The following is a 22,466-nucleotide window of genomic DNA, read 5'->3' on the forward strand; positions in this document are numbered from 1 at the left end:
GCCCCCCGCGCGGAACGCTCAGCCCCTGCGCGTCCAGCGCGCGACGACCTGGTCCAGCACGTCGAGCGGCAGCGCGCCGCCGCCGAGCACCAGGTCGTGGAAGGCACGTATGTCGAAGGCGGGCCCCAGTTCCCGGGCCGCGCGCGTGCGCAACCGCTGGATCTCCAGCCGGCCGGTCATGTACGACAGCGCCTGACCGGGCCACTCGATGTAGCGGTCGGTCTCGTTCTGGATCTCCGTCTCGGACAGCACCGTGTGCTCCCGCAAGTACGCCGCCGCCTGCTCGCGCGTCCAGCCGAAGTGGTGCAGCCCGGTGTCCACGACCAGGCGGGCGGCGCGCAGCGAGTCCATCGCCAGCATCCCCAAGCGGGCCAGCGGGCCCGAGTACAGCCCCATCTCGTCGGCGAGCCGCTCCGCGTACAGCCCCCAGCCCTCGATGTAGGCGTTGATCCAGGCGATCCGGCGCAGCCGCGGCAGCCCGGTCAGCTCCTGGGCGAGGGAGAGCTGGACGTGGTGGCCGGGCACGGCCTCGTGGAAGGCGGTGGCCTCGGCGAGCACCCGCGAACGCTCCGTGGGCCGATCGGTGTTGGCGTGGTACGTTCCCGGCCGCGAACCGTCCAGCGCGGCCGGCATGTACCAGGCCAGGGGCGCGCCCGGCGCCTCGGTGCCCTCCAGCGCACAGGGCAGGGCGGGCAGCCGCCCGAAGCGCCGGGGAGCGGCCAGCTCGGCCCGGGCGATCGCCGTACGGGCGGCCCCGAGCATCTCCTGCGCGCCGCTCCAGCGCAGCCGGGTGTCCGTACGCAGCCGCTCCCGCACCTCGGCCGGGGTCGGCGCGCCGCCGAAGGCCTGTGCTCCGACGGGCACGTACTCCCGCTCGATGTGGGCGAGCAGCGCCACCCCGGTGTCGTGCAGCTCCTTGGGCGAGCGGCCGGTGGTGGTGTGGACGCGGGCCAGGGTGGCGTAGTGCTCCTCCCCGTCGGGCAGATGGCACAGTCCCGGGCGCTCCGGGGACCGCCCCGGGGAGGCGAGGTCCGTGCGCAGTGCCTCGCGGTAGGCGGCGAAGGCCGGGCGCACCCGCTCGTCGACCAGCCGGTCCCGTTCGGCGTGGTGACGGGTACGCAGCGGCACCGCGCGCAGCGGGTCCCCGGCGGGGTCGGCGAGGTAGGCGTCGAGCCGGGCCACCGCCGTGCGGACCCGCTCGGCGACGGGCAGCCGTCCCGCCCGCAGGCCCTCGCGGTGCCGCTCGGCCGCCTTCGCCAGGTACTCGGGCACCGCCGCCAGCCGTTCCAGATGACCCCGCTCCTGTTCCTCGTCCGCCGGACGCACCGCGGGCAGGGAGCCCAGCAGCCGGCCGAGGGGTGAGTTCTGGTAGTCGGCGACGGTGTGCTCGACCAGCCGTGTCCCCAGCCGGTCGGCGACCGCCCGCGCCTGCTGCACCACCACGGCCCGGGTCACCTCCTCGGCGGCGTCCGCGACCGGCGCGCGGGCGGCCCGCTCGGCCAGCCGCGCCGCCTCACCGGCCAGGGCCTCCTGCGCCTGCCACGACGGGTCGGCGAGCCGTCCGAGCGTCTCCGGGCACCCTTCGAGCGCGTCGTCCAGCGGGTCCTCGGCGGCGATCAGGCCGACGGCCTCCTCGGCGAGACCGGCGACGGGGGTGGGAGTGGTCATGCTGGGGTCTCCTGTGTCATGGCGGGGAAGGGGTGTGCCGCGCCCGGTGCGGGCCGGTCGCTGCGCGGACGGTGCCGGGCGGGCTCCGGACCGTCCGCCGTGGCAGCCGCCCGGGCCAGCGCGAACTGCCGTACCAGCGGCGGCAGTCCGTACTGCCCGGGGACGTCGGTACGCTCCAGCAGCCCGCTGTCGACCACGGCTTCGAGGACGTCCTCCACCGTTTCCACCGGCTCTTGCGGCGCCTGCGGCGGCTCCGGCGCGTGCGCGAGGGCGGTGGACGGAGTGCGGATCACCCCGTCCACGGCAGGTGCCGCCCCCGTCGCCGCGAACCGGTGCAGCAGGAGCCGGGCCCAGGGCGTGAGACGGCGGTAGGCGTCCTCGTAGCGCTCGGTGAGGCTCTCGTCGCCCACTCGCAGCCGGCCGGACAGCCCGTCGGCGGCGAGGAGTTCGGCGACCGCCTCGGCGAGGAAGGCCTCCGGGCGCGCGGCCAGACGCCGGCCGGCGAGGGTGAGGGCGAGCGGCAGGTCGCCGCACGCCTCCGCGAGCAGCAGACCCGCCCGCGGGGCACCGGCCAGCCGTTCCGCGCCGACGATCCCCGCGAGCAGGTCCATCGACTCGTCCCGGCCGAGGACGGGCAGCGCCAGCCGCCGTACCCCGTCGAGGCCGAGCAGCCGGGACCGCGCGGTGACCACGATCCTGCTGTGGGGCGTGGCCACGAGCAGGTCGCGCACCTGGCGTTCCTGGAGTGTGCCGTCGAGTACGACCAGCAGGCGCCGCTCGTACAGCACCGAGCGGTACAGCCCGATGCGCTGCGCGGGATCGTCCGGGATGAGCTCGGGCGCGATGCCGAGGGACCGCAGCATGCCGCCCGCGATGCCCGGGGCGTCCTTGCGCCCGTCGGCGGCTGCGCCGAGGCTGACGTACAACTGCCCGTCCGGCAGGTCCGCGGCCAGTTCGTGGGCCAGCCGCAGCGCGAGCGCGGACTTGCCCACTCCGGTCGGTCCGTGGATGACCAGCGGCGGGACGGGGCCGGTACCCGCCGCCGTCAGCGCGCGTGCCTCACCCAGCTCCCGGGCCCGGCCGGCCAGCGGACGCGGTTCCATCGGGAGCTGGGCCGGTACGGGCAGCAGTGCCCGTACCGCGGCGGCCCGCAGCCGCGGTTCCGGTGCCTGCTGCGCCGGCTTGACGGCCGGCCCCGGCCCGTCGCCCGCCCGGCCCGCCGCCGCCCGCCAGCGCCGCTCCCAGACCGCCCGGTCCCCGCCACAGGCCTCGGCGAAAGCGAGGGCCACCTGGAGGGTGGGCAGCCGGTGACCGGCCGCGGCGTCCGAGAGCACCGAGGCCGAGAACAGCGCACGCCTCGCCAGCTCCCGGTAGCTGGGGGAGCCCGCCGCGACCCGGAGCCGGCGCAGCTCCAGGGCGAAGGCGGTGGCCGGTCCGGCGTCCGGCGCCAGCGGTTTCTCCGGTCTGCCCACGCTCATGCTCCTTGCGATGGTCGGGGGCGGTGTGCCACGGGTTCGCCGCGCGCCCCGCCCTCTCCTGTCTGCCCTCGCAGGGTCCGGCCGGCCGTTCCCGATCCCTTCCCCGAGCGGTACCGGACGGTCCCCGAGCCGTCCGGACGGGGCGGGCCGGGGCGGCCGTGGCGCCCCGGACGGAAGGCCGTGCACGGCACGGGGTCTTCGCGCCGCCAGGCGTTATGCTTCCGTGGGTTTGGGGGCCCGCCGGGTGAACCGGGGGCACGGGGGGTTGGGGAGCCGATGGCGGCCGAGCGTGTGCGGAACGGCGTGACGAACGCCGCGGGCAGTGCGGCTGCCGAGTCCCGCAGTGTCCTGCCGGTTCGCCGTGCCCGTCGGGCGTGGGGCCCGGCCGGTGCCCGCGCGCACCGGACGAGGACGGCGCACGGCCCGTCCCGTGTGCTGTCCGGTCCGCTGGGGGACCCGTCGGGCGGGGACCGACTGTGCCTCGGTGGTGCCCTTCGGGAGCGCGTTCCGGCGCTGCCGCCGGTGTCCGCGCGCCTGGTCGCGCCGCCCCGGCCGGCCGGGGCGGCGCGGGAGGACGCAATCAAGGGGGAGAAGCTTGCTGGGACAACATGCCGAAGACCGGCTGCGCTTCAACGTGCTGGGGCCGCTGGAGGTCTGGACGGGGGAAACCCGGCTGAGACTCGGCGGACTGGTCCAGGAGCGGGTGCTCGCCACCCTGCTGCTTGAGCCGGGCAGGCTCGTTCCCGTCTCGCGGCTCGTCGAGGCGGCGTGGGAGGAGGAGCCTCCGGCCACCGCGTCGCACCAGGTCCGCAAGGCGGTGGCCGACCTGCGGCGCCGCATACCCGGCGGGAGCCAGGTCGTCATCACCGACGGCCCCGGCTACCGCGTCGCCGTCCTCGAGGACCAGCTCGACCTGACCGAGTTCACCGTTCTGGTCCGCCGGGCCAGGGCCGCCGCCGAACAGGACCGGACGGCCCAGGCGGTCGAGGCACTGCGGACCGCCCTGGAACTGTGGCGCGGACCCGTCCTCTCCGATGTCGCCGGCCCGGTGATCTCCGCCGCTGCCGCCGCGCTGGACGAGCGCCGCCTCGCCGCCGCGGAGCAGCTCTTCGAGCTGTGCCTCGGCCTCGGCCAGGCCGCCGAACTCGTCGCCGACCTGCGCGACCTGACGGCGAAGTACCCGCTGCGGGAGAACCTGCGCCGGCAGCTGATGCTCGCGCTGTACCGCTCCAGCCGGCAGGCGGAGGCACTGGAGGAGTACGCCCGGGTCCGGGACCTGCTGGTGGAGGAGCTGGGCATCGACCCGGGCCAGCAACTCACCCAGGTCTACGAGGGGATCCTCCGGGAGAGCCCCGACCTGGCCGCCCCGGAGCCGCCCTCGCCCCCCGCACCGGCCGCGCCGGTGCCGGCCCAGGCACCGTGCACCCTGCCCTACGACCTGGCCGACTTCTCCGGCCGCGACCGTGAACAGCGCGAGCTGCTCGACTGCGCACAGCGGTCCGTCGCCTCCGCGCCCGGGATCGTCGCCATCGACGGCATGGGCGGCTGCGGCAAGACGGCCCTGGCCGTGCGCGTCGCGCACCGGCTGGCCGACGAGTACCCCGATGGCCGGCTCTACATCAACCTGCGCGGCTACACACCGGGCGAGCAGCCCGTGACCTCGGCTGCGGCGCTCGCCACCCTGCTGCGCGCGCTCGGCATCCCCGGCGACCAGATCCCCGACGACCTGGAGGGCCGGACCGCCGCCTGGCGGGCCGCGCTGACGGGCCGGCGGCTGCTCCTGCTGCTCGACAACGCGGTCGACGCGGCCGATGTCCGCCTCCTCATGCCCCCGTCCCCGGGCTGCCTGGTCCTGGTGACGAGCCGCAGCCGGCTGCTGGACCTCGACGGGGCGCACTGGACCTCGCTCGACGTCATGTCCGGCGACGACAGCGTGCTGCTGGTGTCGAAGACGCTCGGCGCCGAGCGGGTCGCGGCGGAACCCGAGGCGTCGGCCGAGCTGGCCCGGCTCTGCGGCCATCTGCCGCTCGCCCTGCGGATCGCCACCGCCCGGCTGCGCAACCGGCCGCGCTGGACGGTCGGCTACCTGGTGGACCGGCTGTGCGACGAGACGCGCCGGCTCGACGAACTGAGCCTGGGCGAACGGAGCGTGGCGGCCACCCTGCGCCTGTCGTACCAGACGATGGCGGCGGAGTCCCGCGTCGCCTTCCGGCTGCTGGCGCTGCACCCCGGCTCCGACATCGACGTCCACTCGGCCGCGGCCCTCCTGGGCACGGACACCCGTGACGCCGAGGACATCCTTGAGCACATGCTCGACGTCCACCTGCTCCAGCAGCCGGACGTGGGCCTGTACGCCTTCCACGACCTCGTGCGCAGCTTCGCGCTCAGCCTGCGCGGACCGGCCACGGAGCAGGAGGACCACGCCGCGGTCGGGCGGCTGCTCGCCTACTACCTCACGGCCACCGAGCGGGCCTGTGACGTCCTCTTCCCCGGGCGGCGCCGCCGTCCGACCGGTCTGCCGGCCACCGGGGCGGAGCTGCCGGACCTGGGTGACGCCCACCGGGCCCTGACCTGGTTCACGCGGGAACACACCGCGCTCAGCGGCGCCGTCGCCCTGGCCCGGACGCACGGTCACGACCGCCACGCGGTGTGGCTGACCCGCGACGTGGTCTTCTACCTCAACGCCCGCGGCCACATCAGCGAGTTCCGCGACCTGAGCCGCAGCGCGGTCGACGTCGCCCGCCGGCTCGGCGATCTGGTGCTGCTCGCGGTGAGCCTGTCCAACCTGGGGGTCGCCTGCTGGAAGCTGGGTCGCTTCGAGGAGGGCGTGGAAGTGGCCCGGGAGGCGCTGGAGGTGGCCACCGAACTCGGTGACCGGGACACCGAGGCCCACTCGGAGTCCACCCTCGGCCTGCTCAACAGTGTGCTCGGCCGGTTCGACGAGGCCCTGCCGCACCTGGTCCGGGCCGTCGACCTCGGCCGGGAACTGGGGAACGCGCGCTCGGAGTCCGAGAGCCTGACCATTCTCAGCACCCTGTACGAGCAGTGGGGCCGGTATCCGGAGGCGGTGGAGGCGGCACGGCGGGCCGTCGAACTCGACCGGCGACTCGGCAACCGCGAGAACGAGATCGTGTCCGTCACCGACCTCGCCCTCGCGCTGCTGGGCCTGGAGGAGTACACCGAGGCCCAGCAGTGCCTCGAACGGGCCCGGCGCATCGGCGACCAGACCCACGACCCCGGCAACGTCGGCGTCCTGCTCGCCCTGTCGGCCGACGTCCAGCACCGCCTGGGCGACACGGCCGACGCCGCGCGCCTCGCGGACCACGCCCTGGAACTCGTCCGGTCGAGCGTGGTGCCGATCCGGCAGGTGAAGACGGAGAACATACTCGGCCGGCTGTGCACCCGGCAGGGCGATCCCGCCAAGGCGCTCCACCTGCACACCAGTGCCCTGAAGACCGCTTCGGGCATCGGTTACCGGATCGAGGAGGCCCACGCCCTGGCCGGCCTGGCGCGGGCCTGCGAGGCCCTCGGCGACCACGCGGCGGCCCGGCAGCACGCCGGGGCCGCCGCCGGGCTCTTCGACACGATGGGCGTACCCGAGATCGGCCGGAGCCGCTGAGGCGCCGCGGCGTGCGGCTCCCGCACCGGGTCCTGTCGTGCGGGAGGCGGTGGTCAGCCGGCGGAGGACGCGGTGATGACGGTCGGGCCCTGGTTCTCGGCGGTCACATGGTGCCCGGCCGGCCGGTCGGCCGCCGCGTCGTGCTGGACCGCCGCGCCCAGTGCGAACACCAGCGCCATCGCGACCATCCCGAACAGACCCGCCAGCTTGTCACGCATCGTCTTGCCCCCCTTGTGATGTCCTGTTCTCGACACCACTGATGCTGCTGTGAGCCGTTCCCGGACCGTTCCTCCCGCGATACCGGGAACCACGGCCCCCACGGGAACGGCACCCCCGCCCGGCTACGGCTACGGCTTCGGCGGGGCGGGGACCAGTCCGGTGCACGCCACCACCCGCGGGCCCTCCGCGAGCAGGACCACCGACGTGCGGACCGTCCCCGAGCTGTGTCCGGCCATGTCCAGCAGGGCCCGTACCACCGAACGGAGTTCGACCTGTTCGTCCGGGGTGGCCGGCGACGGCTCCGCACTGCCGTGCCGCCGGGCGTCCACGGCGACGACCTGGTGCATGCCGCTCTCGGTGACCGTGGTGATCAGGAACTCGGTACCCTCCGGCAGTGCCCGCGTCCCCCGGGGCGCCAGGCTGCCGACGCGGGCGAGTTCCTGGTTGATGCGGTGCAGGACCGAGTCGTCGGCCGGGCTGTACTCCGGACGCTTCACGGCATCCTCCTTCTCCAGACGTGTGTCCCGGTCAGAATTCCGGCACCCGGCCCCGTTCACCTCCCACGCCGTTCCCGTCCGGGTCCCGCTCGCTGTGCGCCGTCGGCAGCAGGACCGGTGCCGCCTCACCGAGCGGGGGACGGCACCGGGTACGGCGCCGGTTCCGTCACCCAGCCCGCCGCCAGCACCAGGCGGGACTCGCGGTGGGTGGCCAGGAACGCGAAGGGGCGGTCGAAGGCGACGCGGACGACCGTCGTCTCGTACCGGTACTGCGGGACCCCGCCGGCCGGCACCGGCATGACCGCCGTCACCGCCGCCGCGCGGAAGCCGAGCGCGCCGAACTGGGCCACTGCCGACTGGCGGGCCTCCCCGACGGCCAACGGGTAAGGGCTCACCCCCGGGAAGTGACCGGTCGCGGTGTCCGTCGCCGCGCCGAGGCCGAACAGGCCGGGCAGGGCGAGCAGATCGTGGTCCGCCCGTACCTCGTACGCCACCGTCGTCACGTCCAGCGTCGTCGGCTGCGGCGCGGTCGCCGGCTGCTGCTCCACGTGCAGACCGGGGCCGACGTGCCCGTGCGGCAGCGCGCCGCCCCCGGTCAGCGGCAGCCCGCGCTCCACGACCCCCAACCCGGCCGCCAGCACCTGACCCGGCCTCATCCGCTCCTCGCCCAGCACCAGATGCACGTCGACACCGTTGTCCCCGGGCACCGTCAGCGCGGTGACGAAGCCGTCCGGCGTGCCCGCCACCCCCACCCGGTCCGGCCGCACGCTGCGCCGGTGCAGGCCGCGCAGGGTACGGCCCTGCCAGGGGCCGGAGCCGGGCCGCAGCGGCTGCTCCGTGAACGGCTGCCGCCACTCGGTGCGCAGCGCGAGGGCGGTGGCCAGCACCATCCGCGCCTCCCGGGTCAGCGTCACCGGCATGCGCTCGACCAGCCCGCCGGTCCGCTCGGCAGCCCAGGCGTCCAGCCGCTCCTGCGCGGTGACGAGGTCGTCCCCGAAGACCCCGTGGGTCCCGGCGGGCAGCCCGGCCCGCCACTCCTCCCGCAGGGCCAGCCCGTGGTGCGTCCACAGACCGAGCGCCGCGTCCAGACCGGTGACCCCCGCCAGCCCGGCCAGCAACTCCCGCGCGGCACCGGCCGCCTGCTCGGCGGGCACGCCCAGCGCGCCGGCCAGTTCCGCCCGCGCCGGGCCCGCCGCGCCGTCGGCCAGGAAGGCCAGCAGCGGCCACACGCCCGGCGCCGAGAACACCGAGCCCTCGCCGTTCAGGGCCTGTGCCCACCGGGCCGTCAGCCCGTTCACTCGCCGGACGGTCTCCCCGGCCACCGTGCTCGTCTCCACCCGCATTCCGCCCCCGTTCCGCTCACGCTTACCATGCGGCCAGTCGTACGTCCGTCCAGCCGCCGGCCGGCCGCCGGTCCCCTGTGCCGCCGCCGCCCGATCCAGGAGCACGGTACCGGTGTCCCTCCCCCCGCCTCCCGGCCCCCACCAGCCGCAAGAGCCGTACCAGCCACCCCGGCCGCGGGCGGCGGAGCCGTACGGCCCGTCGCCGTACCCCCGAGAGCCGGGCGGCTCCCCGGGGTTGCCCGCCTACCAGTCGTGGTCGCAGGGCTACCACCCCTACAACCACCCGGCGCCGGTCAACGGCCTCGCCATCGCCTCCCTGGTGCTCGGGGTGCTGTGCTGCCTGCCCGGGGTGGGGCTGGTGCTCGGGCTGGCCGGGCTGCGCCAGATCCGCCGGCGCGGCGAGCGCGGCACGGGGCTGGCCGTGGGCGGCGCGGTGCTGTCCGGGGCCGGGCTCGTGCTGTGGGCGGTGCTGATCGCGACGGGCGGCGCCTCGGCGCTGTGGCACGGGTTCGAGGACGGCGCACGCGGCGGCAGGACCCTCGCGCTGGCCGAGGGCGAGTGCTTCGACACGCCGGGGGGCGCGCTGGGCGGTGACACGTACGACGTGGACAGGGTGTCCTGCGCCGGCGCGCACGACGGCGAGGTGTTCGCGACCGTCACGCTCCCCGGCGGCTCCTACCCCGGGGACGACGCGGTCGGCGACGCCGCCGACGAGCGCTGCTGGAACCTCCGGGACAGTTACGCGATGGACGGCTGGGCGGTCCCGCGGGACGTCGACGTGTACTACCTGACGCCGACCGAGGACAGCTGGGCCGCCGGGGACCGCGAGATCACCTGCGTGTTCGGCAACACCGCCGAGGGCGAGGACCTGACCGGGTCGCTGCGCAACGACGAGACCGTCCTCGACGCCGACCAGGTCGCCTACCTGAAGGCCGCACACGTCCTCAACGCCGCCCTGGACACCGCTCCCGAGGAGGAGTACGTCGAGGACGACCTGCCGGGGCACCGGGCCTGGGCGGGCCGGGTGTCGGCCGCGCTGGGCGAACAGGCCCGGATGCTGCGCGCCCACGACTGGCCCGCCGGTGCCCGCGGGCCCGTGGCCGCGCTCGCCGCCGACCTGGACAAGGCGCGCGCGCAGTGGGCGAAGGCCGCGCGGGCCGGTGACGCGGACGCCTTCTACGAGCACTACGACACCGGCTCCGACCTCATCGACCCGTCCCGGGGGGTCCCCGTGCGCAGGGCCCTGGGGCTCGCCACCACCGTGCCGGCCGGCGACGACGGATCGGACGCGAGCGTCCAGGTGTGAGAGCGCGCCTATACGGGGCAGAAAGCGCCTGAGTAAAGCCCTCCCCGGACCTCTGTCATCACATCGAGTGATTCTCTGGCCTTTGCTTGCACGGCTCAACCCACGGTTGCCACGCTGTAGCTGTCTGTACAACCTGATGGGAGCGGCCAGTGGCTTTCGGTGAGCAGCCGGCGTACCTGCGTGTCGCGGGTGATCTCCGCAAGAAGATCGTCGACGGTTCGCTGCCGCCCCATACCCGCCTGCCCTCGCAGGCCCGCATCCGCGAGGAGTACGGCGTCTCGGACACGGTCGCGCTGGAGGCCCGCAAGGTGCTGATGGCCGAGGGCCTGGTCGAGGGCCGCTCCGGCTCGGGCACGTACGTGCGCGAGCGGCCCGTGCCCCGGCGGGTCGCCCGCTCCGGATACCGCCCGGCCGGCGGCGCCACCCCGTTCCGGCAGGAGCAGGCCGACGCCTCGGTGCGGGGCACCTGGGAGTCCAGCAGCGCGCAGACCGAGGCCGGCGCGGCCATCGCCGAGCGGCTCGCGATCCAGACCGGCGACCGGGTCATGCGCACCAAGTACCTGTTCCGGGAGGCCGGCGAGCCGATGATGCTCTCCACCTCCTGGGAACCCCTCGCCGTCACCGGCCGCACCCCGGTGATGCTGCCCGAGGAGGGGCCGCTCGGCGGGATGGGCGTGGTCGAGCGCATGCGGGCCATCGACGTCATCGTGGACAACGTCACCGAGGAGGTCGGCGCCCGCCCCGGCCTCGCCGAGGAACTGCATCTGCTCGGCGGTGTCCCCGGGCACGTGGTCCTGGTCGTGCAGCGCACCTACTTCGCCTCCGGGCGCCCGGTGGAGACCGCCGACGTGGTCATCCCGGCCGACCGCTACCGGGTCGCCTACCACCTGCCGGTCAAGTGAACGCCCCCTCCGGGCGGCCCTCCGCGTGAGGTAGCGCACACCCCGGTGCGCCGCCCGGGCCGGCACGGGCGCCGCCCCGCCCCCGCCGACGCCGCCCGAGGCGCAGCAATCCGGCCGTTTTCGCAGGTGGTCCGGGGTGTCTCCGGCAGGCCGCCGACCCGGGACGGCCGCGTTCCCGACGGCGCGTTCGGTCCCGTGCGCCCCCGGCGTTCTGGCTCGATGCGTACCTCTTTGTGAAAAGCCGTATTCGCAGCGTGAAGGTTGGGCGTACGCTCGGGCATATGCGGATTGCGGTTTCCTTAGACGGGGCCCGGCGGGGGCCCGGGCCCGGGGGAGGGCGGGGCGGTGCGAGAAGGAGCGCGGGCGGTGGGGGCCATGGGTGAGGGCACGGTGTCCCTGCCCTGGATCGTGATACGGCAGGACGACAACGGCAATCGCTACCGCGTCGGCCGGTACGCGACCCGCGCGGAGGCGCAGAAGATCGCCGACAGCCTCGACGACCGGGGGCACAAACAGCTCTACTGGGTCGAGCGCATCGGGCAGAACGGGGACGGCGCGCAGAACTGACCGGTCGCGTGCTCCCGTAGGCTCCGCTCCATGACGCGTACGACCCCCGAGGCGGAACGGATCGTGGTGGTGGGAGCCGCCCTGTTCGACGGCGGCAGGCTGCTGGCCGCGCGCCGCAGCGCGCCCGCCGACCTGGCCGGGCGCTGGGAGCTGCCCGGCGGCAAGGTCGAGGCGGGGGAGCGGCCCGAGGACGCGCTGGTGCGTGAGCTGCGCGAGGAACTGGGCGTCGACGCCGAGCCGGTCGACCGCGTGCCCGGTACATGGCCGCTGCGGACGCCGTACGTCCTCCATGTGTGGACCGCCCGCCTGCGCCCCGGCTCGCCCCTGCCCCAGCCCCTCCAGGACCATGACGAGCTGCGCTGGCTGACGCCGGACCGGATCTGGGAGGTCGACTGGCTCGACCAGGACGTCCCGGCGGTCCGGGAGGTGGCGGCCTCGATCGGGCGCGGGGCGTAGGTGCACGGCCCCGAGTGGAGCGCGCCCGTTCGTGCCACAGTGCGCCCTCACACGCGGTACTGCGACCCGGATATCGGGTATGTGCCCATTAACCCCATGAAACCGGACATGGGTGGGCTCGCTGGCCTGGGAAGTGATCGGCGTGATCGACACCGATGGCGACTGCGCCGAGTGGACGTTTCCCGCGGAACCGGGCGCCGTGCGCAGCGCCCGCGCGGCCGTCCGGTCCCAGCTGCACGGCTGGCACCTCGACTGCGTCGCCGACCTGGCCGCGCTGCTGGTCAGTGAGCTGGTCACCAACTCGCTGCGGCACGCCACCGGCCCCATCGGCGTACGGCTCGTCCGCCCCGCCGGGCTCGACCGCACGCTGCGCGTCGAGGTCTCCGACCCGCTCCCCGACCTGCCGCGCGAACGCGTCGCCCACCCCGAGGACGAGAGCGGACGCGGTCTCCAACTGGTCGCCGGCTCCTCGCTCGACTGGGGAACCCGGCCCGGCGCGAGCGGAAAGACCGTCTGGTTCGAACTGGCGGTGCCCGGGTGACGGCACGGCATGCGCAGGGGCACGGGGTGTACGGCCGACAGCGTGCCGTCCGTCGTGCGCGCCGGGGGCGCACGTGGTCCGGCGGTGTGTGATTCGGCGGTGTGTTCCCTGGTTAGAAGAGTGGAAGTGTTGTCACGGACCGGTCCAAAAAGCACCTGGACCGAGCTGTGATCGTGAACACCGTGTCGTGCGGCGCCGTAGTGCTGGATACTGCGGGCAGCCGCCCCCGGTGACCGGTGCCGGACGCGGTGAGCTGGAGGGGACGGTTCGCGTGAGCGAGATACCAGCGAAGGCCACGGAGTCCGAGGACCCGTCGGACGGCGCGAGGAGGCATGCCGTGGAGGCCGCCGCGGCACCCGGTGACGCCATGTGGCAGAGCAGTCCGCCCGGTTCCATCTACGACTACATCAAGGTCGCGTCCTTCTCCATCAGTCCCGGCGGGCTGGTCGACCAGTGGAGCCTGCGCGCCGAGCAGCTCTTCGGCATCCCCGCCGCACGCGCCGTCGGCATGGACCCGATAGATGCCTTCGTCGATCCCGACCTGCGCGAGCGCGGCCAGCGGAAGATGGCCGAAATCCTCGACGGGCGCGAGTGGACCGGAGTGGTGCCGTTCCGGATGCCGGACCGGCCGGACGGCACGCGCGGCGAGGAGGGCCTGGCCGAGGTGTACGTCATGCCGACGCGCACCGCAGAGGGCGACAAGGCCGCCGTGTGCATCGTCGTGGACGTCCGCACGCTGCGCAGCATCGAGACCGACCTCGCCGCCTCGCAGGCAATTTTCGGTCAATCCCCTTTCGGATTCCTGCTGATCGACCCGGACCTGCGGGTGCGCCGCGTCAACCTGCGGTTCGTTTCCGTCTTCGGCGGCACCCCGGACGACCACCGGGGCAAGGGAGTTCACGACTACCTGCCGCGCGGTGAGGCCGAGCGGGTCTCGGCCACGCTGCGCCGGGTGCTGGAGAGCGGCGAGTCCATCACCGACATGCACGTCACCGGCTTCGTCCCGGGCTCCGAGGAGCGCCGGCACTGGTCGGTCAACCTCTACCGCGTGCACAGCGGCAGCGGCCGGCCCATCGGCGTCGCCTGGCTCGGCACCGACATCACCTCCCGGCGCGCCGCCGCCCGCGAGGCCGCCGCCGCCCGGCGCAACCTCGCCCTGCTCAACGAGGCCGGTGCCCGCATAGGGAACTCCCTCGACCTGGAGACCACGGCCCGCGAACTCCTCGACGTCGTCGTCCCCGGCTTCTGCGACCTCGCCACCGTCGACCTCTACCAGGGCCTGCTGACCGGCGACGAGACCCCGCCCGGCCTCGCCGACGGCAGCGCCGAACTGCGCCGCGTCGCCTTCGCCAGCGCCGTCTCCGGTGCGCCCTTCGGCAGTTCCGGGAAATCCGTCGAGGTCGGCGCGGTGCACCACTTCCCGTTCACCTCCCCCTGCGCGGACGCCCTGCGCACCGCCCGTCCGCAGCGCGTGCCCGCCGAGGAGGGCGGTCTCGTGCAGTCCACGCTTGCGGTGCCGATGGTCGCCCACGACACCGTCGTGGGACTCGCCCAGTTCGCCCGGACGAAGGGCAGCGAGCCGTTCGGCGACCGCGACCGGGACCTCGCGGTCGAACTGGCCGCACGGGCCGCCGTCTGCATCGACAACGCGCGCCTGTACCGCCGCGAACACGAACGGGCGTTGATACTGCAACGCTCCCTGCTCCCACCCGGCGACCCCGAGGCTTCCGGACTGGACATCGCCTGCCGCTATCTGCCCGGCAACGCGGCGACGGAGGTGGGCGGCGACTGGTTCGACGTCATCGAACTGCCGGGTCACCGCACGGCGTTGGTGGTCGGGGACGTCATGGGCCGGGGCCTCAGGGCGGCGGTGGCGATGGGCGAACTCCGCACCGCCGTACGCACGCTGGCCCTGCTGGACCTGGAACCGGCTGAAGTGCTCTCGGCGTTGGACGAGATCGCGCGGGGCCTCGGCACGCCGGGCGGCGTCCAGCAGGCGACCCGTACGGCCCGTCAGCCCCGGGACGCGGACCTCTCCGAGGTGTACCTCGCGACCTGTGTGTACGCCGTGTACGACTCCGTCACCAGACGCTGTACGTTCGCCAACGCCGGGCATCTGCCGCCGGTGCTGGTCGAGCCCGGTGAGACGGCGCTGATGCTCGACGTGCCGCCCGGCATGCCGCTGGGCGTGGGCGGCGAGCCGTTCGAGGAGGTCGAGGTCGAACTCCCCGAGGGCGCGCTGCTCGCGCTCTACACGGACGGCCTGGTCGAATCCCGCGACCACCCGCTGGACGAGGGGCTCCAGGCCTTCGTCGGCGCGCTCACCGACCCCTGCCGGCCCCTGGAGGACGTCTGCGACCACGTCCTCAACACCCTCGACACCCACCACGGCGAGGACGACATCGCCCTGCTGATGGCCCGGGTGCAGGGGCTGCCCGCCGAGTCCGTCGGCGACTGGACGCTGCCGCGCGAGCCGCGCAGTGTGGGCCGGGCCCGGGAGTACGCCCGCGGACAGTTGCTCTCCTGGGATCTGGAGCCGCTGGTCGACACGACGGAACTGCTGGTCAGCGAGCTGGTGACGAACGCGTTGCGGTACGGCGAGGGGGACATCAGGCTACGGCTCCTTCTGGACCGCACCCTGGTCTGCGAGGTCTGGGACTCCGGCCTGGTCCAGCCCCGGCGCCGACGGGCCCGGGACACCGACGAGGGCGGACGCGGACTCCAGCTGGTCGGGCTGCTCAGCGCGGCCTGGGGCTCCCGGCGGACGCCTCGCGGCAAGACGGTCTGGTTCGAGTTGCCGCTGCCCGGCGGGGAGGGCAGCCTCACCGACCCGGCGCAGGCGCTGCTGAGCCTGTTCTGACCCCGGCCCGCCTGGAGGAGGTCCCAGCCGCCGGTGCCGGTGTGGGGCGTCTTCGGACGGCGGCCCTACCTGTGCAGCCGGGAGCGGGTCCGTGGGCCGCCGAACGCGGGCGGGGGGCCGCCGTCCGGGTCCTCTCCGAGGAGGACGCCGCCCAGCACCGCACCGGCGGGGCCGGTCGCGTCCCCCTCGGTGCCGTGGGCCCGGACATCCCGGTCGGCCAGCCTCCGCGCCTCCCCGGCCACGACGTCGGCGCACCCCGTGTTGCCCGCGCCCAGCTCGCGTACCGCCTCCGCCAGCCGCGCCCGGGCCTCCGCACCCACCGCCCCCCGGTGCACCCCGACGAACTCCTCCGCCCCGGCGACCGCACTGCGCGCCACGAGCAGCGCCGCCGCGCCCAGCACCCCCGACCGCGCCCCCGTCAGCCGTTCGACGGCCCGAGTGATCCGGCGCAGTGCGTCCAGCGGGTCGTACGACCCACCGGTCAGCTCCTCACGGACCACCGCCAACACCCCGTCGACGTGGGCCGACCGGGCAGCCGGTTCACCCGAGGCCGGCGAGCCCCGCCCGGTCCCACGCCGGACCACCGCCGGCCCCTCGTCGGCGGGCGCCGGCCGGGCCTCCGGCTCACCCGGTGCCGGTGAGGTGCGCCGGGCCGCCGCCAGCTCCGCCTCCGCGCCGGTCAGCGTGGCCGGTACCAGTCCGGCCGCCTCCCGTACCTGGGCCGCGAGCCGCTCCACCCCGCCCACCAGCACCCCCGCCTGGGCCACCGCGCCCTCGCCCGCGCGCAACTGCCACGCGGCCCGCCGTGTCTCGCCCACATCGGCGGACTGCCGGGCCTCGTTCAGCCGGGCGCCGGCGAACACCAGCCGGTCCTTGGCCTGTTCGACGTACCCGGTGACGGACCCGGCGACCGAGCGCGCGTACCGCTCCCGCAGCGCCGCCAGGGTCCTCTGCGCGGCCATCGTCCGCGCCGCCAGCTCCCGGAACCGCTCCTCGGCCACCTCCAGCGCCGCGCGCATCCCCTCCTCGTCCGCCGTGAGGTCCCGCAACCGGTCCAGCGACTCCGCCTGCGCGTCCAGCCGGCGCCCGGCCTCCGCGCAGCGGCCGATCACCCCGACCAGTGCCTGACGCCGGGCGCCCGCCTCCTTCGGGACGCCCTCCTCGTACCGCCGCCAGATGGCGAACGCCGCCGACAGCTCGGTCCCGGCGGCCCGCAGCGCGTGCGTGAACGGCTCGGTCCGCTGCTCCCCGAACCGTTCCCGCACGAAGGACAGTTCCTCCCGGCTGGTCCGTACGCAGTCGTCGGCCAGCCGCAGTGCCGCCCGGGCCTGGCGTTCGGAGTCGGCCGGGGCGGGCACGGGCGGATGCGCCGAGACGGTCCCCGGGGTCGTCCGGGTCCGGGCCCGGCGGGTGCGCCGCAGCCAGCCGTATCCGGCCAGGGCCACGGCCGCGACCCCGGCGATGAGCGGCAGCACGAGGTCGGCGGCCGACGTGCCGCCCTGCTGCGGCGCGGCGGCGCTCGCCACCGCGCCGGCGGGCCCCACGGGAACCGGATCACGGGTATCGACCGTCATCACCGGCAACACCAGCCACCCGGCTCCCACCAGGGCGCCCAGCACGGCATGCGCCATCCGCACCCATATGTGCGCGGTGGCCCGCCGGGGCCGGCCCCGGAACAGGGAGGACGTCACATTTCGGAGCGTATGGGCAGGTAGACGGCTCCGCGAGCGGGATGGATACGGGTGGGGGACCAGGCGGACAGGGGGGGCGGAATGGACGAGAACCGGACCGATGACATCCGGACCGATGACATCCGGACCGAGGACGTCCGGGCCGAGGACGTCCGGGCCGAGGACATACGGACCCAGGACGTCCATACCGAGGACGGCGATACCGTCGACGTCCATACCGACGACGCCGATACCGACGGCGTCCCTCCCGGCGGCACCCCGACCGGCGAAGAGCGCCCGGCGCCGGACCGCGTCCAGCAGGACCGCCCCCACCCGGACGACGCCGGACCCCGGACCGCCCCCCGCCCCCGCGTCCGCCCCCGCACACGCCGCCTCCTCCGGATCGCCGCCGGCCTCCTCGCCCTCCTCCTGCTCCCCCTCCTCACCGCCGAGACGGCCCTCCGCCTCAACTACACCGGCGCTCCGGCCCCCGGCACCCGCACCCGGCACCAGGACGCTCTCTGGCTCGGGCATGCCTGGGTGGACGGACGCAGGACCGACCGGGACGTCGAGGCCCTCGCCCGCCGGCTGAGGGGCACGGGGATCCGCGATCTGTACGTCCACGCGGGGCCGCTCGAACACGACGGGACCCTTCCGGCGTCGGCGTACCCGAAGGCCCGCCGGCTGATCGCGGCCGTCCACCGGGAACTCCCCGGCGTCCGCGTGCAGGCCTGGCTCGGCGACAAGCTGGCCAGTGAGAGCCCGGACGGCCTGCGCCTGGAGCGCGCCGCGACCCGGGCGGCGGTCGTCGCCTCCGCCCGGCAGATCCTCGCCGCCGGTTTCGAGGGCACCCACGTCGACCTGGAACCGCTCCACTCCGGCGACCGCGACTACCTGTCCCTCCTCGACGACCTGCGCGACCTCACCCACGCCCGGGGCGCCGTCCTCTCCGTCGCGGCCCACCAGATCGACCCGCTGCCCGCCTTCCACTCCTTCTGGGGCACGACCACCGGCCACCCCAAGTGGTGGTCGCAGGCGTACTTCGGGCAGGTGGCCCGCCGGGTGGACCAGATCGCCGTCATGTCGTACGACACCATGCAGCCGCTGGAGAGCCTGTACGGCGGCTATGTGGCCCAGCAGACCAGCCTCGCCCTGGAGGTCACCCCCGAGAGCACCGACCTGCTGATGGGCCTGCCCTTCTACCACGAGAACCGGTTCGGTCACCGGGCGCGCGCCGAGACCGTCCCGGCCGCCGTCCGCGGGGTCCGCCTCGGGCTGAGCCGCACGGACGCCGGCCGGGCCCGCTTCGGCGTCGCCCTCTACGTGGACTTCGCGGCCACCGAGGCGGACTGGCGGGCGTACCGGGAGGACTGGGTGGCTACGCCCCCGACCGCCTTCTGATCTTCGAACCCAGCCAGACCAGCGGGTCGTACTTGCGGTCCACCGCGCGTTCCTTCAGCGGGATCAGGGCGTTGTCGGTGATCTTGATGTCCTCGGGGCAGACCTCGGTGCAGCACTTGGTGATGTTGCAGTAGCCGAGGCCGTGGTCGTCCTGGGCGGTGCGTCCGCGGTCCAGGCCGGTCTCTGCTGCCGCGTCCAGCGGGTGCATGTCGAGTTCGGCGACGCGCATCAGGTAGCGCGGGCCGGCGAATGCCTGCTTGTTCTCCTCGTGGTCCCGCACCACATGGCAGGTGTTCTGGCACAGGAAGCACTCGATGCACTTGCGGAACTCCTGCGGGCGGTCCACGTCCTCCTGGAACATGCGGTACTCGCCGGGGCCGAGACCGGGGGGCGGCACGAAGGCCGGGACCTCGCGCGCCTTGTGGTAGTTGAACCCGACGTCCGTCACCAGGTCCCGGATCACCGGGAAGGCGCGCAGCGGGGTGATCGTGATCGTCTCCGCGCGGTCGAAGACCGACATGCGGGTCATGCACAGCAGCCGGGGGCGGCCGTTGACCTCCGCCGAGCACGAACCGCACTTGCCCGCCTTGCAGTTCCAGCGCACGGCGAGGTCGGGCGCCTGGGTGGCCTGGAGGCGGTGGACGATGTCCAGGACCACCTCGCCGTCGTTCACCTCGACCGTGAAGTCCTCCAGGCCGCCGCCCTGTTCGTCGCCCCGCCAGACCTGGAAGCGGGCTTCGTAGCTGCTCACTCGTACAGCTCCTCTTCGGCGAGGTACTTGACCAGCTCCTCCTTCTCGAAGAGGGCGAGCAGGTCCGGGCGGATGGGTTCGGTGGTCTCGCGGGTGAGGCGGATCTGGCCGCGGGCCGGGTCGGTCGCCGCGAGGCCGCCGGCGGGGTCGGCGAGGGTGCACAGCAGGTTCACGTTGCGCCAGGCCCGGTCCATCCGGGGATGGTCCTCGCGGGTGTGCCCGCCGCGCGACTCGGTGCGCTCCAGCGCGGCGCGGGCCACGCACTCGCTGACCAGCAGCATGTTCCTGAGGTCCAGGGCGAGGTGCCAGCCGGGATTGAACTGGCGGTGGCCCTCGACGCCGGCCCGCCCGGCCCGCACCCGCAGCTCGGCCAGCTTGTGCAGGGCCTGCTCCATCTCGCCCTCGCGGCGGATGATGCCGACCAGGTCGTTCATCGCCTGCTGGAGTTCCTGGTGCAGGGTGTACGGGTTCTCCGGCGGGCCCGCCTCGCCCTCCGCCCCGGCGGAGAACGGCCGCAGCGCCTCCGCCGACGCCGCGCCGACCTGGGCGTCGTCCACGGGCGGGCGCCGGTGGGCCAGTGCCCGCGCGTACTGCGCCGCGTGCCGGCCGGCCCGGCGCCCGAACACCAGCAGGTCGGAGAGGGAGTTGCCGCCGAGCCGGTTGGAGCCGTGCATGCCGCCGGCCACCTCACCGGCCGCGTACAGCCCGGGCACCCCGCGCGCCGCCGCCGTGTCGGAGTCGACGGCGATGCCGCCCATCACGTAGTGGCAGGTCGGCCCGACCTCCATCGCCTCCGCGGTGATGTCGACGTCCGCCAGCTCCTTGAACTGGTGGTACATGGACGGCAGCCGGCGCCGGACCACCTCGGCGGGCATCCGGGTCGACACGTCCAGGAAGACCCCGCCGTGCGGGGAGCCCCGGCCCGCCTTCACCTCGGCGTTGATCGCGCGGGCGACCTCGTCGCGGGGGAGGAGTTCGGGCGGCCGGCGGTTGTGGTCGGGGTCCTCGTACCACCGGTCGGCCTCCTCCTCCGACTCGGCGTACTTCTCCTTGAAGACCTCCGGGATGTAGTCGAACATGAACCGCTTGCCCTCGGAGTTCCGGAGCACCCCGCCGTCCCCGCGCACCGACTCGGTGACGAGGATGCCCTTCACCGACGGCGGCCAGACCATGCCGGTCGGGTGGAACTGCACGAACTCCATGTTGAGCAGCGGGGCGCCGGCCAGCAGCGCCAGCGCGTGGCCGTCGCCCGTGTACTCCCACGAGTTGGACGTGACCTTGAAGGACTTGCCGATGCCGCCGGTCGCGAGGACCACGGCCGGCGCCTGGAGGACGAAGAAGCGGCCGGTCTCACGGTCGTAGGCGAAGACGCCGCTCACGCGGTCCGCGGCGGAGCCGCCGTCGGACGCGGTGTCCTTGAGGATCCGGGTGACCGTGCACTCCTGGAAGACCTTCAGCCGGGACTCGTAGTCCCCGGTCTCCTGGAAGTCCTCCTGCTGGAGCGCGACGATCTTCTGCTGGAGCGTGCGGATCAGCTCCAGGCCCGTACGGTCGCCCACGTGGGCCAGGCGCGGGTACTCGTGCCCGCCGAAGTTCCGCTGCGAGATGCGGCCGTCCTTCGTACGGTCGAACAGCGCGCCCCAGGTCTCCAGCTCCCACACCCGCTCCGGGGCCTCGCGCGCGTGCAGTTCGGCCATCCGCCACTGGTTGAGGAACTTGCCGCCGCGCATGGTGTCGCGGAAGTGGACCTGCCAGGTGTCGTGCTCGTTGGCGTTGGCCATCGCCGCCGCGATGCCGCCCTCGGCCATCACCGTGTGCGCCTTGCCGAACAGCGACTTGCAGATCACCGCCGTACGGGCGCCCCGCTCGCGCGCCTCGATCGCCGCGCGGAGGCCCGCGCCCCCGGCGCCGACCACGACGACGTCCCACTCCTGCCGGTCGACCACGGACATCAGTCAGTCCCTCACTGGATCTCTAGAAGAAGCGCGGATCGTCGAAGACCCCGGACGCGACCAGGTAGACGTAGAAGTCGGCGAGCGCCACGCTGAGCAGCGAGGCCCAGGCGAGCTGCATGTGGCGGGCGTTGAGCCGGCCGACGAACTGCCAGGCGCGGTAGCGCACGGGGTGCCGGGAGAAGTGCTTGAGCTTGCCGCCGACGATGTGCCGGCAGGAGTGGCACGAGAGGGTGTACGCCCAGATCAGCAGGATGTTGGCGAGGAAGACCAGGGTGCCCAGGCCCATGTGCCCCCACCGGTAGTGCTCGTCCCGGAAGGCCAGCACGGTGTCGTACGTCAGCACGCCGGCCACCAGCAGGGCGGCGTAGAAGAAGTACCGGTGGATGTTCTGGAGGATCAGCGGGAAGCGGGTCTCGCCGGTGTACGTCCGGTGCGGCTCGGCCACCGCGCAGGCGGGCGGGGACGCCCAGAAGGCGCGGTAGTACGCCTTGCGGTAGTAGTAGCAGGTCAGCCGGAAGCCGAGCGGGAAGATCAGGATGATGACGGCGGGGGAGATGCCCCACCAGCTCCCGAAGAGGTCGGCGTTGGGCCCGGCGCGCATGGTCCGGCAGTTCTCCGCCAGGCACGGCGAGTAGAACGGCGAGACGTACGGGGCGGCGTAGTAGTGGGCGTTCGCGAAGGCCCGCCAGGTCGAGTACACGACGAAGGCCAGCAGGCCGGCCGCGGTGGCGGCGGGCGCCAGCCACCAGCGGTCGGTCCGCAGGTGCGGGGCGGCGATCGCGGCGCGCGTACGGGTGCGTACGCCACCGCTGTTCTGTCGGGGTTCCGTACCAGTGGCCAAGGGGGACTCCGGTCGGTTCGGGGGAGTGTCAGGGGGCGCGGCGGTCGCGGGCGCCCAGGCCCTCGTCGTCCGAGTCCGTCCACAGGCTGATGTCGTACGGCGCGTCGGAGATGGTGACGAGGTCGGGCCGGCGTGGCGTGGCCGGGGCGGCGGCCTCCCGCAGCAGTGCCACGCTCTCACGCAGGTGGTCGGCGTCCAGGCGGACCCGGCGTATCTCCAGAGCGCTGCCGAGCTGGTGTTCCAGGCGGCTCACCGACCGGTTGAGGTCGTCGAGGCAGCGCTGGACGGCGTTGATGTCGTCGTGCACGGACATGACTTGCCCTCGCTTCCGCGGGTCCGGCGGTCATGGGCGGCAACGTTCATGCGCCTTGGAGTGTTGCGCCTCACGCACG

The 22,466-nt window shown here is 74.3% G+C and carries 18 protein-coding genes; 8 read left to right on the forward strand and 10 right to left on the reverse strand.

Annotation, left to right across the window (positions count from 1 at the left end):
• Positions 1-18 precede the first annotated feature (18 nt).
• Together IE294_RS38195 and IE294_RS38200 are read right to left on the reverse strand one after the other, a co-directional pair.
• A complete protein-coding gene (locus tag IE294_RS38195) occupies positions 19-1,668 on the reverse strand; it encodes a DUF885 domain-containing protein (RefSeq protein ID WP_189893892.1) in 1,650 nt (549 codons plus the stop codon).
• Positions 1,665-3,146, reverse strand: coding sequence for an NB-ARC domain-containing protein (locus IE294_RS38200; RefSeq protein WP_229917750.1), 1,482 nt, complete (start codon positions 3,144-3,146; stop codon positions 1,665-1,667). The genes IE294_RS38195 and IE294_RS38200 overlap by 4 nt, the downstream gene beginning before the upstream one ends.
• A 595-nt stretch (positions 3,147-3,741) precedes the next feature.
• On the opposite strand from IE294_RS38200, the gene IE294_RS38205 reads away from it, so the two are divergent.
• Positions 3,742-6,765: an AfsR/SARP family transcriptional regulator gene (locus tag IE294_RS38205; RefSeq protein ID WP_306433507.1), complete on the forward strand. Its 3,024-nt coding sequence runs from the start codon at positions 3,742-3,744 to the stop codon at positions 6,763-6,765.
• Positions 6,766-6,818: 53 nt separating this feature from the next.
• Here IE294_RS38205 and IE294_RS38210 read toward each other — a convergent pair whose 3' ends face one another.
• The 3 genes from IE294_RS38210 to IE294_RS38220 form a co-directional block, all read right to left on the reverse strand.
• Positions 6,819-6,983, reverse strand: a complete 165-nt coding sequence (locus IE294_RS38210) for a hypothetical protein (protein ID WP_189893893.1) — start codon at positions 6,981-6,983, stop codon at positions 6,819-6,821.
• A gap of 129 nt (positions 6,984-7,112) precedes the next feature.
• Positions 7,113-7,481 carry an alpha/beta fold hydrolase gene (locus IE294_RS38215; RefSeq protein WP_189893895.1) on the reverse strand — a complete coding sequence of 123 codons (369 nt, stop codon included), beginning with the start codon at positions 7,479-7,481 and terminating at the stop codon, positions 7,113-7,115.
• Between the two features lie 125 nt (positions 7,482-7,606).
• Entirely contained in the window at positions 7,607-8,824 is a 1,218-nt protein-coding gene (locus IE294_RS38220; RefSeq protein ID WP_189893897.1) for a serpin family protein, read from the reverse strand.
• 112 nt (positions 8,825-8,936) lie between these two features.
• Here IE294_RS38220 and IE294_RS38225 point away from each other — a divergent pair, with 112 nt between their 5' ends.
• The 6 genes from IE294_RS38225 to IE294_RS38250 all read left to right on the forward strand — a co-directional run bounded on the left by IE294_RS38225 (position 8,937) and on the right by IE294_RS38250 (position 15,456).
• Entirely contained in the window at positions 8,937-10,130 is a 1,194-nt protein-coding gene (locus IE294_RS38225) for a DUF4190 domain-containing protein (protein ID WP_373315922.1), read from the forward strand.
• Positions 10,131-10,279: 149 nt separating this feature from the next.
• The gene (locus IE294_RS38230; protein WP_189893899.1) at positions 10,280-11,032 is read left to right on the forward strand and encodes a GntR family transcriptional regulator; all 753 of its coding nucleotides are present in this window, start codon (positions 10,280-10,282) and stop codon (positions 11,030-11,032) included.
• Positions 11,033-11,407: 375 nt separating this feature from the next.
• Positions 11,408-11,599 carry an SPOR domain-containing protein gene (locus IE294_RS38235; RefSeq protein WP_189893932.1) on the forward strand — a complete coding sequence of 64 codons (192 nt, stop codon included), beginning with the start codon at positions 11,408-11,410 and terminating at the stop codon, positions 11,597-11,599.
• Positions 11,600-11,629: 30 nt separating this feature from the next.
• Entirely contained in the window at positions 11,630-12,055 is a 426-nt protein-coding gene (locus IE294_RS38240) for a (deoxy)nucleoside triphosphate pyrophosphohydrolase (RefSeq protein WP_189893901.1), read from the forward strand.
• A gap of 112 nt (positions 12,056-12,167) precedes the next feature.
• Positions 12,168-12,596 (forward strand): ATP-binding protein, encoded by a 429-nt coding sequence (locus IE294_RS38245; protein ID WP_014674759.1) that lies wholly within the window; start codon positions 12,168-12,170, stop codon positions 12,594-12,596.
• Between the two features lie 271 nt (positions 12,597-12,867).
• Positions 12,868-15,456, forward strand: coding sequence for a SpoIIE family protein phosphatase (locus tag IE294_RS38250; RefSeq protein ID WP_189893903.1), 2,589 nt, complete (start codon positions 12,868-12,870; stop codon positions 15,454-15,456).
• Between the two features lie 65 nt (positions 15,457-15,521).
• Here IE294_RS38250 and IE294_RS38255 read toward each other — a convergent pair whose 3' ends face one another.
• On the reverse strand, positions 15,522-17,147 hold the full coding sequence (locus tag IE294_RS38255) for a hypothetical protein (RefSeq protein WP_189893905.1): 1,626 nt from the start codon (positions 17,145-17,147) through the stop codon (positions 15,522-15,524).
• A gap of 81 nt (positions 17,148-17,228) precedes the next feature.
• Here IE294_RS38255 and IE294_RS38260 point away from each other — a divergent pair, with 81 nt between their 5' ends.
• Complete coding sequence (locus tag IE294_RS38260; protein ID WP_229917752.1) at positions 17,229-18,527, forward strand: glycoside hydrolase family 18 protein; 1,299 nt, start codon at positions 17,229-17,231, stop codon at positions 18,525-18,527.
• Here the strand turns inward: IE294_RS38260 and IE294_RS38265 are convergent.
• The 4 genes from IE294_RS38265 to IE294_RS38280 are packed head-to-tail and all read right to left on the reverse strand — an operon-like array spanning position 18,505 to position 22,387.
• Positions 18,505-19,278, reverse strand: a complete 774-nt coding sequence (locus IE294_RS38265) for a succinate dehydrogenase/fumarate reductase iron-sulfur subunit (RefSeq protein ID WP_189893907.1) — start codon at positions 19,276-19,278, stop codon at positions 18,505-18,507. The genes IE294_RS38260 and IE294_RS38265 overlap by 23 nt on opposite strands.
• Positions 19,275-21,230, reverse strand: coding sequence for a fumarate reductase/succinate dehydrogenase flavoprotein subunit (locus IE294_RS38270; protein ID WP_189893908.1), 1,956 nt, complete (start codon positions 21,228-21,230; stop codon positions 19,275-19,277). Before IE294_RS38270 ends, IE294_RS38265 begins: the two co-directional genes overlap by 4 nt.
• Before the next feature lie 22 nt (positions 21,231-21,252).
• The gene (gene sdhC, locus IE294_RS38275) at positions 21,253-22,074 is read right to left on the reverse strand and encodes a succinate dehydrogenase subunit SdhC (protein WP_189893910.1); all 822 of its coding nucleotides are present in this window, start codon (positions 22,072-22,074) and stop codon (positions 21,253-21,255) included.
• Between the two features lie 28 nt (positions 22,075-22,102).
• Entirely contained in the window at positions 22,103-22,387 is a 285-nt protein-coding gene (locus IE294_RS38280) for an Rv0250c family protein (protein ID WP_014674766.1), read from the reverse strand.
• Positions 22,388-22,466: the final 79 nt, after the last annotated feature.

Origin of the sequence: Streptomyces canarius, from assembly GCF_014650735.1 — a bacterium.
GTDB classification, from domain to species: domain Bacteria; phylum Actinomycetota; class Actinomycetes; order Streptomycetales; family Streptomycetaceae; genus Streptomyces; species Streptomyces olivaceoviridis.